This is a genomic window from Ureibacillus suwonensis (assembly GCF_042655065.1).
Taxonomy (GTDB): Bacteria; Bacillota; Bacilli; order Bacillales_A; family Planococcaceae; genus Ureibacillus; species Ureibacillus suwonensis.
In genome coordinates this window covers 1-9,339 of sequence record NZ_JBHSNQ010000157.1, presented here as the reverse complement: position 1 = coordinate 9,339, position 9,339 = coordinate 1, and the positions used below count along the sequence as shown (strand labels likewise).

The following is a 9,339-nucleotide window of genomic DNA, read 5'->3' as shown; positions in this document are numbered from 1 at the left end:
ATACTGAAATGGGCCGCAAATTCCCAAACCAATTTCAAAAATAAGGAAACAGAGCGAATGGAAAAACTCATTGTTTTCTCCATTCGCTCTGTTTTTATGGACTTTTTAGACAAGCCCTTTTTTTTTGAAGATTCTACGAAAAGCCTTCTAATCATAAATTCTAAATTATAGATTGTTTATTAAGGTATTGTTTTGTAACGGAATGAACAGTCACGGTATAATAAAAGTAGGAGTAACAAAGATTTGGGGTGTGGATTATGCAGAGAATTGCCAACTTATTAGCAATACAGGATGGACAAGTTCTTCTTCTGAAAAAACCCAGAAGAGGATGGTATGTAGCTCCCGGAGGAAAAATGGAGAGCGGAGAATCCATATTAGAAGCGGCGGTAAGGGAATTTCAAGAGGAGACGAATGTTACTCCTAAAAATGCCCATTTAAAAGGGGTATATACAATTGTCATCAAAGAAGACGACCAAGTCATCGATGAATGGATGCTATTTACCTTTGTCGCATCAGGTGTTGAAGGGACTCCTGACAAGGAAAACAGGGAAGGCATTTTGGAATGGCGCCCAATCGAAGACCTTCACCATCTTCCAATGGCGGAAGGTGATCGGAAAATCCTGTTGTTTAGTGCGTTAAATAAAGGAATTCAGTACGGAACTTGCGTATATACAAAAGATTACGAATTGATAGAGGCAAAATATCAGTCTTCGATGGAATTAATCGAAGGAGATGAAATTTATGGATGATAAAGATGGAAAAGAATATGAATATGAATTAGTGATCATCACAGGAATGTCCGGTGCCGGAAAAACAGTGGCAGTGCAAAGCTTTGAAGACATGGGCTATTATTGCATTGATAACTTGCCACCCAAATTGTTGACAACTTTTTTGGCGTTGATGAAACAATCGAAAAAAAGAATTTCAAAAATTGCCGCAGTCATGGACATGCGCGGCGGGGAATTCTTCAATTCCCTCATTGATGCCCTGGATGCGTTGGAAAAAGAAAAAAGCGTAAATACGCGGGTATTATTTTTGGATGCAGACGATCAGACGCTTGTCCGAAGATATAAGGAAACGAGACGGCAACATCCGTTGGCTCTCGGTGGGCTGCCTCTTGAAGGAATCAAAAAAGAAAGGGAAATGCTCTCAGAATTAAAAGGCAGAGCCCGTTACATTTACAATACATCAAAAATGAAACCGCGGGAGCTTCGTGAACGTATTACTGAAGAATTTTCCCTTTCGTCCAGTCCGAAATTTTCAATAAATGTTGTATCTTTTGGATATAAAAACGGGATTCCTATTGATGCGGACTTGGTTTTTGATGTAAGATTCTTAAATAATCCTTATTATGTTGAAGAATTGAGAAATAAAACGGGATTGGACCAGGAAGTTTACGATTATGTTTATAACACGGCTGAAACAAAAATTTTAATCAAGAAATTGGAAGACTTATTTGATTTCATCATTCCACAATATATCAAAGAAGGGAAACCGCAATTGGTGATCGCCTTTGGCTGCACAGGCGGCCAACATCGTTCGGTTACATTAACTGAATATTTTGGAAAATATTTTAGCAAGAAATATCATACGGAAGTAACCCACCGGGATATTCGTTCTTAAAGAGAGGATTGTTTGGATGGAAAAACTGAATATTGTAGTCATCGGAGGAGGGACCGGATTATCGACCATTTTACGGGGGTTGAAACTTTATCCCTTTCATATAACCGCCATTGTCACGGTGACCGATGATGGGGGATCTTCAGGGAGACTCAGGGATGATTATGACATTCCTCCTCCCGGGGATATCCGCAATGTCATTGCCGCTTTATCTGATACGGAGCCGTTGCTGGAACAAATGTTTCAATACCGCTTTTCAAATTCCCAGGACTTGGGCGGACATTCCTTGGGAAATTTGATGCTGACCGCATTAACCGACATCACCGGTGATTTTTTTAGTGCCATCATTGAGATGAGCAAAGTATTAAATGTGCATGGAAAGGTCATTCCATCCGCAAATGCAAAAGTCAATTTGCATGCAGAGTTGTTGGACGGCCGGATTATTCAGGGTGAATCGAAAATCCCATTGTCCAACAAGCGGATTAAACGCGTTTTTTTAGTACCGGAAGATGTGAAGCCCCTTCCTGAAGCAATCAATGCAATCAACAGCGCGGATGTCATATTGATCGGTCCAGGAAGTCTTTATACGAGTATCATTCCGAATTTATTGGTGAAAGAAATCGGAGAAACCATTGTCCGATCCAAAGCAAGAAAAATTTATATTTGCAACTTGATGACTCAACAAGGGGAAACCAATCAGTTTCAGGCGGCGGATCATGTGAAAGCGATTTATGACCATGTCGGCACACCTTTTTTGGATGCCATATTAGTCAACAGCAACGATTTGCCATCCCCCATTAAAGAAAACTATAAAGAACGAAACGCAGAACCGGTCAGAGTAAATGAAGAAGAATTAAAAAAACTGGGGTTAGAAATTATTAAAAAAAATATTGCCACAATAAAAAATGGTGCTGTTCGGCATGAGGGAAAAGCCATTGCGGAATGGCTGCTCGAATATTCATGAAAAAAAGCATGGTCAAGGATGAGAGGGGGGCTTGAATGTCATTTGCATCGGAAACGAAGAAGGAATTGACTCAAATTGAGGCAAACGATCAATGTTTAAAGGCTGAGGTCTCTGCCATTATCCGAATGAATGGCACATTATCCTTTTCAAGCAAACAGCTGATCTTGGATGTGCAAACGGAGAATGCAGCCATTGCCAGAAGAATTTATACGATTATCAAGAAACTTTATCCATATAATGTTGAACTCTTGGTCCGCAAAAAAATGCGCTTGAAAAAGAATAATGTTTACATTTGCCGCATTCGTGAAGGTGCGCGCGAGATTTTGAACGATCTTGACATATTGCAGGGAGAATTCCAGTTAAATCATTCAATTTCCAACTCCTTATTAAAAACAAGCAATCAAAAAAGGGCATACTTGAGAGGCGCTTTTTTGGCGGGAGGATCTGTCAATAACCCTGAAACCTCTTCCTATCATTTGGAAATCTATTCAATGTACAAAGAACACAGTGAAGCATTGGCACATTTGATGAATGAGTTTAACTTGAATGCCAAAACCATCGAACGGAAAAAAGGGCATATCACTTATTTGAAAGAAGCGGAGAAAATTTCCGAATTTCTTGGCTTGACCGGCGCCTTCCAAGCGATGCTGAAATTTGAAGATGTCCGGATTCTTCGCGATATGCGGAACAGCGTCAACCGGATCGTCAATTGTGAAACGGCCAATTTGAATAAAACCATTGGCGCTGCCTTAAGACAAGTGGAAAATATTAAATTTATCGATCAAACCATCGGAATCGACCAACTGCCGGAAAAATTGCGGGAGGTGGCAAGACTCCGCATTGAACATCAAGATGTGACGTTGAAAGAATTGGGTGAGATGATTTCAACGGGGACAGTCAGCAAATCCGGAATCAACCATCGCTTGAGAAAAATTGATGAAATTGCCGAAAAGTTACGCCGAGGCGAAAAAGTGATAAAATAATTCAAAAGAATCGCATTGTTCTTTTCATATAATTTCGATAAGATAAATATAAAATGAGATGAACGGTTTAGAAAGGGTGTGGAAATAGAATGGTTGAAACCACAGTGGAGGTTAAGTTGAAAAACGGCTTGCAAGCTCGGCAAGCAGCATTATTTGTTCAAGAGGCAAACCGCTATAAATCCGATGTCTTTTTGCAAAAAGATGAGAAGAAAGTGAATGCAAAATCCATCATGGGAATCATGAGCTTGGCTATTGCAAGAGGGACATCGGTAACACTGATTGCAGAGGGCAATGATGAAAACGAGGCTATTGAAGGGTTATCATCATTTATTTCAAAAGAAGATTAATTTATTCATAATTTGAAAACGCTCGCAATTTTCGAAGACTTTTTCGAGAATTGTGAGTTTTTTATTTTCCGGCGCTTTAGAAGGGATCCATGCCGGGAAATCCTCCATTGCCTGATCGGGATATCCGCTAATCCTGTATAAGAATTCGCCATTCTTGAGCAAAAATCCTCTGGAATGGAGTACATAACCGCCAATGGAATTTGCCAAAATATAAAAAAGAGGTATCACCCGAATGGATGATACCTCTTTTCAAAAATTATTTTTCTTCGCTGGAAGAGATGATATGGTCGATCAAACCATAATCTTTGGCTTGTTGTGCGGTCATGAAGTTATCGCGGTCTGTATCTTGCGCGATTTTTTCGATTGGTTGGCCAGTATGATCAGCCAACAATTTGTTTAATTTGTCACGCAAGAAAAGAATGCGTTTTGCAGCAATTTCAATTTCAGTAGCTTGACCTTGGGCACCGCCTAGTGGTTGGTGAATCATCACTTCCGCGTTTGGCAATGCATAACGTTTTCCTTTTGCGCCTGCTGAAAGGAGGAAAGCACCCATCGATGCCGCCATACCGATACAGATTGTTTGTACATCCGGTTTAATGTATTGCATTGTGTCGTAGATGGCCATACCTGCAGTGATGGATCCACCTGGTGAGTTGATGTACAATGAAATATCTTTATCAGGATCTTCCGCAGCTAAGAACAATAATTGTGCTACAATAGAGTTTGCAACGTTATCATCAATTGGGCTGCCAAGTAAAATAATGCGGTCTTTCAATAAGCGGGAATAGATGTCATAAGCGCGCTCACCACGGCTTGTTTGTTCAATGACTGTAGGAACTAAATTCATTTTATGTCCTCCTTAAGCAATAATTGTTATTATGTTTCTACGTACCGAAACAGAAATAGTTTCAGCTTGTATGTTTATCATACACATAATAGTCAATAATGGTCAAATATTAAGTACAGCAATTCATGGAATTTACAAATATCCAGTTTCCTTTGCAATAAATAATTATTTCGTGTTTTAATGGTTGAATTGTTTGGCAGTCCTGTGTATAATATTAGAGTCGTAAGTAATCATATAATAAAACTGTGTTGCATATGTATTATTATATGAAAAATGATTAAAATTATGCAAATAATGGCAATACGTTCAATTTTTGTTGATTAATATGCCCTCGTGGTGTAATGGATAACACTCAAGATTCCGGTTCTTGCACTGGGGGTTCGATTCCCTCCGAGGGCGCTACAAAATATTAAATTCCTTGATACGACTGCTTTTGCAGTCGTTTTTCATTTTTTCGGGGACCTGAAAAAATGTTGCCCGGTTATTTTCATGGCAGTGTCACTTCATTGCGTGTCCTGGGATTTTTTTGTCCTTTTGTATTTGAAATCCAAGCAATCCCATGTCAGTCCCAGTTCGGAGGACGTGCACCTTGGCAATCGCAACTAAAATGATGGGTCGGGAAAATATTTTGATTTCAGGTTTTTTTGATTTCATCCATCCATTTTAACCCCATCCAAGTTCAAGGGTTTTAATTCCCCGATTTTGCATCCATTTCCCCTTTGTTCATCCCAATGATCCGTCTTTGCTCGCATCCTGGAGGCACGATATACATGTGTCTTTTCCGGATCTTCGCAGTTGAGTGGTTTTACAAGTTCCACTTTCCATTTCATTTTGCAAATCTTCCATTTTCTAAAAACAGAAACGGCAGTAGGTCAGGATAGTCAACAATTTATGAAGGAAACTAATTAGTCAATATTCTTTATTTTCCAATAAATAAGGAAATTACCTAAAAAGGAAAAAACATTTAAAATGCTAAAATTCTTCATCATTTTGACGATAAGATAAAGGGCCCATTCATCGAAAAAAAGAACGAGAATAATGTCGCGACTTTTCATCAGCGGTAGTAGGTCTTATTTCGTTTGATTCCAGCGACAGCTGTGGTTCAGCAATTGGATTGATTAGATGCCATATTGAATGTATACGGAACGAGAGGTAAAAGAGCGGACTGTCCATTTTATCTTATTTTTTCGTTAAAACATTTCAATTTTATGGAAAAGCAGAATCTCAACTTTAGGAAGGTGATTCAACATGATTCTCCTTGACGATCAAATCATTTCTCCTATTCTGGTCAAATCGTTGCAAGAACTGGATGTGCCAGTTTTCAAACAAAGTAACCGCCCGGAAATGCCGGATGCGCTACAGATAATGGATGCTGAGGGTTTTTTCTCTACCATCGATGAACATCAAAAGTTATTGACAAATTCGGAAAGCTGCTTGGCATTGCTTGAATCTTATGCTCCAAACATTGTTCAAAATCGTTGGGCAAAACAATTGAAAGATAAAGGAATGTTCCGTCAACTCCTTACTAAAATGTACCCTGATTATTTTTATAAGGTGGTAAACCTGGAGGAGCTTTATAAAATTCCGGTGGAGGAAATCCCTTTTCCCGTTGTAATTAAGCCGAGCAAAGGATATTCAAGCGTTGGAGTCTATAAAGTAAAAAGCGCGGAAGAATGGCGGGAAGCCTTACATAAGTTAAGTGTGGATATGCTTTTTATAAAAAACATGTATGACAATGAAGTGATTAACGGAGAGAGTATATTAATTGAACAATGGGTATTTGGAGAAGAATATGCTGTTGACAGTTATTATGATCAAGATGGCAATCCTGTGATTTTAAATATTTTTAAGCATGTGTTCAAAGACGAATATGATACGTCGGATCGAATCTACTATACGTCCAAACAAGTGATCGAAGAAATCTATGATGACCTGTTGACTTTTATGCATAAGTTTAGAGAAATCGTTCCGTTAAAAAATTTTCCGCTTCACTTTGAAGTGAGAAAACATAATCAAACGATTATTCCGATTGAAATGAATCCGCTCAGATTTGCCGGGGCCGGAACGACGGATCTCGGCTATCATGCTTATGGCTGCAATGTGTATAAACATTATTTTCAAGGAACCAGCCCGGACTGGGAAGCGGTGCTCCGCCAGATGGACCAAAGTTTGTACGGTTTCTTCTGTGCGGAAATTCCGATGGATCTTTCACAAAATCTGATAAAATCCATTGATCATCAGTCATTCAAAGAACAATTCAACCAGATTTTGGAATACCGAGAAATCCAAGCAACCAATGACAGAATGTTTGCCGTTGTGTTTTTCAAAAACGAAAAAATGGAAGAGCTTTTTCAATTACTGCAAATGGATTTACGGCCATTTATTGCATTAAAGGAAATGGAGCAATCGAGGGAGAGATAAGGAATGAGAAATATAACTCGGAAGAAATCGATAAAAACCCAATTAATTGTCAGTTTCTTATTTCCGTTTCTTATATTTTCAATGATTCTTTTCGGGTTTGTTAAATATGTATCAGATTACATTATTCAAGAACATGTGATTCCACAATTTGATGAACGGTTAAAAGAAAATGGGCAATTATTGGCACAGTCGATTGATCCGGATTTAATCAAGAATACGATGGAATCCCCGGAAAAATACGGGATGCAGCTGAAGCGGAAATTAGATTCATTTTTTGAAGGGAAAAAGGGAATCGAATATGTATATGTATTGTCCAGAAAAAATGGAAAGGATGTCATTGTCGCTTTAAATGACAGTGACGATTTTATGGTTGAGTCTCCGTTTACGGGGGATCAAAAAACATCCTTTGAAGAAAAAGAGACGGTTCTGAGTCCGATTTACAGAGATAAATGGGGCGTTCATAAATCATTTTTCCTTCCTTTAGAGGATGATGGTGTGGAAGCCATTTTCGGAATCGATATGAGCGCGAAATTTATCGACCAGTTGGAAAATCGGATATTGACGATTTCGATAATTGTAACAGCCGTGATGATTATTATTGGAATCTTATTGGCTTTATTTATTGGAAATCGGATTTCAAAACCGCTTAATAGTTTGGTGCAATATGCGAAAACCTTTTCTACCGGAGATCTTAGCCAATCGATAAATATTAATCGCCAAGATGAAATAGGAATTTTGGCAAACAGCTTTGAAGAAATGAGAAAAAATTTGAGTCACATCATTGACAATGTCAAAGAGAAATCGGAAGGCATCCATCTTACCAGTCAAACTCTATTGGAGTCCTTTGAAGAATTGGATCAGGCTTCTAAGCAGATTGCGACAAGTACAGATGAAGAGGCGAAAGGGGCCGAAGAAAGAGCCAACCATATTGAACGGATTTCCAATATGATATCGGAAATATCCTCATCGATATCCAATGTAGATGAACAAACGAAGGTGATTAAAAACCTGACGGATCAAACGAGTCAGCAAGCGGAAAAAGGAAATGTCCAAGTTGAAATCATCACCGAACAAATGAACAAAATCAAACAAAATGGCATGGTAAGTAAAGAGAACTTGTCTAATCTGGGGAAAAAATTAGAACATATTAATGAAATTATTAAGATTATCCAGGAAATTTCATCACAAATCCATCTTCTTTCTTTAAATGCATCCATTGAAGCGGCACGTGCCGGAGAGGCGGGCAAAGGATTTTCGGTGGTTGCCCAGGAAGTCCAAAAACTTGCTAATCAAACGGATGGATCGATCAAAACCATATCGAAAGCGATCGTTGAAATTAATGAACAGGCGAATCTCGTGCTGAATTTGAACCAGCAAGATTATGAAGATATTGTAAAAGGTGTTGAGATTGTCGAGGATAATGGGCGATTATTCAATTCAATCTTTGAGTCGGTGGAGCAATTGGCAAAAGGAATTGATACGATAGTGAAAAGTACGGAAGATTTGGATCAAGCATCCGACAAAATTTTAATGTCCATTCAAGAAATTTCGGCCATTTCAGAACAGGGAGTGGCTGCGACTCAGGAAATTTCCGCTTCTGCCATCCAACAAAACAGCACGATCGAGTACTTGAAAGAACAAAATGCGGATTTAAAACTGTTGGCTGACAATCTTCAAGATATGATTAAGCGATTCAAGACAAGTGAAATGGAAACAAACTAAAATGAAATTTTATCAGAGGCCATGTAGCGGTGGAGATGCGCGTACTTCTGTTTGACTGGCTTGGCGTGGGTGGCCGCCAGTGATGGACAACAATCGAAGCCGGAAAACAATAGCAGGACAAGAACAGAAAAAATACTACTGATGATGTAAAAGTATTTTGAGGATGAATTTGGGCACGACATGACATTTGCGAAAAAACATTTGATCATTCCAACTGTAGCTGTTTTTCCAAAAGAACAGGACCATAAAGCCTACCAGTTTCTGTAAGCTTTATTGTGATTGTGCTAAAAGAAGAGGCTGGGACAAAACCCAATGTCATCAACTTAACGTTACATTTAATGGAAAATAATATTTAATTTAACTTTTATAAAATTAGGTAATAAGCCTCTTGTAATTTTAAAAAGTCCACCAAAATCGTTTTAGAATCCAATTTTT

Annotated in this window: 9 protein-coding genes and 1 tRNA gene; 8 read left to right on the top strand and 2 right to left on the bottom strand. The window is 38.6% G+C overall.

Annotated features, from left to right (window positions below; all coding sequences use genetic code 11):
• Positions 1–257 precede the first annotated feature (257 nt).
• The 5 genes from ACFPOH_RS11940 to ACFPOH_RS11920 all read left to right on the top strand — a co-directional run bounded on the left by ACFPOH_RS11940 (position 258) and on the right by ACFPOH_RS11920 (position 3,914).
• Positions 258–749 (top strand): NUDIX domain-containing protein, encoded by a 492-nt coding sequence (locus ACFPOH_RS11940; RefSeq protein ID WP_390309830.1) that lies wholly within the window; start codon positions 258–260, stop codon positions 747–749.
• Positions 742–1,623: an RNase adapter RapZ gene (rapZ, locus tag ACFPOH_RS11935; protein ID WP_390309828.1), complete on the top strand. Its 882-nt coding sequence runs from the start codon at positions 742–744 to the stop codon at positions 1,621–1,623. Before ACFPOH_RS11940 ends, rapZ begins: the two co-directional genes overlap by 8 nt.
• A gap of 16 nt (positions 1,624–1,639) precedes the next feature.
• Positions 1,640–2,584, top strand: coding sequence for a gluconeogenesis factor YvcK family protein (locus ACFPOH_RS11930; protein WP_342468707.1), 945 nt, complete (start codon positions 1,640–1,642; stop codon positions 2,582–2,584).
• A 35-nt stretch (positions 2,585–2,619) separates the two neighbouring features.
• Positions 2,620–3,567, top strand: a complete 948-nt coding sequence (whiA, locus tag ACFPOH_RS11925; protein WP_342468708.1) for a DNA-binding protein WhiA — start codon at positions 2,620–2,622, stop codon at positions 3,565–3,567.
• An 89-nt stretch (positions 3,568–3,656) separates the two neighbouring features.
• Positions 3,657–3,914: an HPr family phosphocarrier protein gene (locus tag ACFPOH_RS11920; RefSeq protein ID WP_342468709.1), complete on the top strand. Its 258-nt coding sequence runs from the start codon at positions 3,657–3,659 to the stop codon at positions 3,912–3,914.
• A gap of 256 nt (positions 3,915–4,170) precedes the next feature.
• Here ACFPOH_RS11920 and clpP read toward each other — a convergent pair whose 3' ends face one another.
• On the bottom strand, positions 4,171–4,761 hold the full coding sequence (gene clpP / locus ACFPOH_RS11915) for an ATP-dependent Clp endopeptidase proteolytic subunit ClpP (RefSeq protein WP_342581765.1): 591 nt from the start codon (positions 4,759–4,761) through the stop codon (positions 4,171–4,173).
• Between the two features lie 327 nt (positions 4,762–5,088).
• Between clpP and ACFPOH_RS11910 the strand changes: the two genes are divergently transcribed.
• Positions 5,089–5,160: transfer RNA gene (locus ACFPOH_RS11910), tRNA-Arg, on the top strand.
• Positions 5,161–5,411: 251 nt separating this feature from the next.
• On the opposite strand, the gene ACFPOH_RS11905 is transcribed toward ACFPOH_RS11910, so the two are convergent.
• The gene (locus tag ACFPOH_RS11905; RefSeq protein ID WP_390309825.1) at positions 5,412–5,591 is read right to left on the bottom strand and encodes a hypothetical protein; all 180 of its coding nucleotides are present in this window, start codon (positions 5,589–5,591) and stop codon (positions 5,412–5,414) included.
• A 418-nt stretch (positions 5,592–6,009) separates the two neighbouring features.
• Here ACFPOH_RS11905 and ACFPOH_RS11900 point away from each other — a divergent pair, with 418 nt between their 5' ends.
• Together ACFPOH_RS11900 and ACFPOH_RS11895 are read left to right on the top strand one after the other, a co-directional pair.
• Positions 6,010–7,182 carry an ATP-grasp domain-containing protein gene (locus ACFPOH_RS11900; protein WP_390309823.1) on the top strand — a complete coding sequence of 391 codons (1,173 nt, stop codon included), beginning with the start codon at positions 6,010–6,012 and terminating at the stop codon, positions 7,180–7,182.
• A 3-nt stretch (positions 7,183–7,185) separates the two neighbouring features.
• Positions 7,186–8,904 carry a methyl-accepting chemotaxis protein gene (locus ACFPOH_RS11895; protein ID WP_390309821.1) on the top strand — a complete coding sequence of 573 codons (1,719 nt, stop codon included), beginning with the start codon at positions 7,186–7,188 and terminating at the stop codon, positions 8,902–8,904.
• Positions 8,905–9,339 lie beyond the last annotated feature (435 nt).

What these genes read in the sequence shown, in the direction of transcription:
- ACFPOH_RS11905 (WP_390309825.1), bottom strand. Translation starts at nt 5,591, where the DNA reads ATGAAATGGAAAGTGGAACTTGTAAAACCACTCAACTGCGAAGATCCG.
- ACFPOH_RS11895 (WP_390309821.1), top strand. Translation starts at nt 7,186, where the DNA reads ATGAGAAATATAACTCGGAAGAAATCGATAAAAACCCAATTAATTGTC.
- ACFPOH_RS11900 (WP_390309823.1), top strand. Translation starts at nt 6,010, where the DNA reads ATGATTCTCCTTGACGATCAAATCATTTCTCCTATTCTGGTCAAATCG.
- whiA (WP_342468708.1), top strand. Translation starts at nt 2,620, where the DNA reads ATGTCATTTGCATCGGAAACGAAGAAGGAATTGACTCAAATTGAGGCA.
- clpP (WP_342581765.1), bottom strand. Translation starts at nt 4,761, where the DNA reads ATGAATTTAGTTCCTACAGTCATTGAACAAACAAGCCGTGGTGAGCGC.
- ACFPOH_RS11930 (WP_342468707.1), top strand. Translation starts at nt 1,640, where the DNA reads ATGGAAAAACTGAATATTGTAGTCATCGGAGGAGGGACCGGATTATCG.
- rapZ (WP_390309828.1), top strand. Translation starts at nt 742, where the DNA reads ATGGATGATAAAGATGGAAAAGAATATGAATATGAATTAGTGATCATC.
- ACFPOH_RS11920 (WP_342468709.1), top strand. Translation starts at nt 3,657, where the DNA reads ATGGTTGAAACCACAGTGGAGGTTAAGTTGAAAAACGGCTTGCAAGCT.
- ACFPOH_RS11940 (WP_390309830.1), top strand. Translation starts at nt 258, where the DNA reads ATGCAGAGAATTGCCAACTTATTAGCAATACAGGATGGACAAGTTCTT.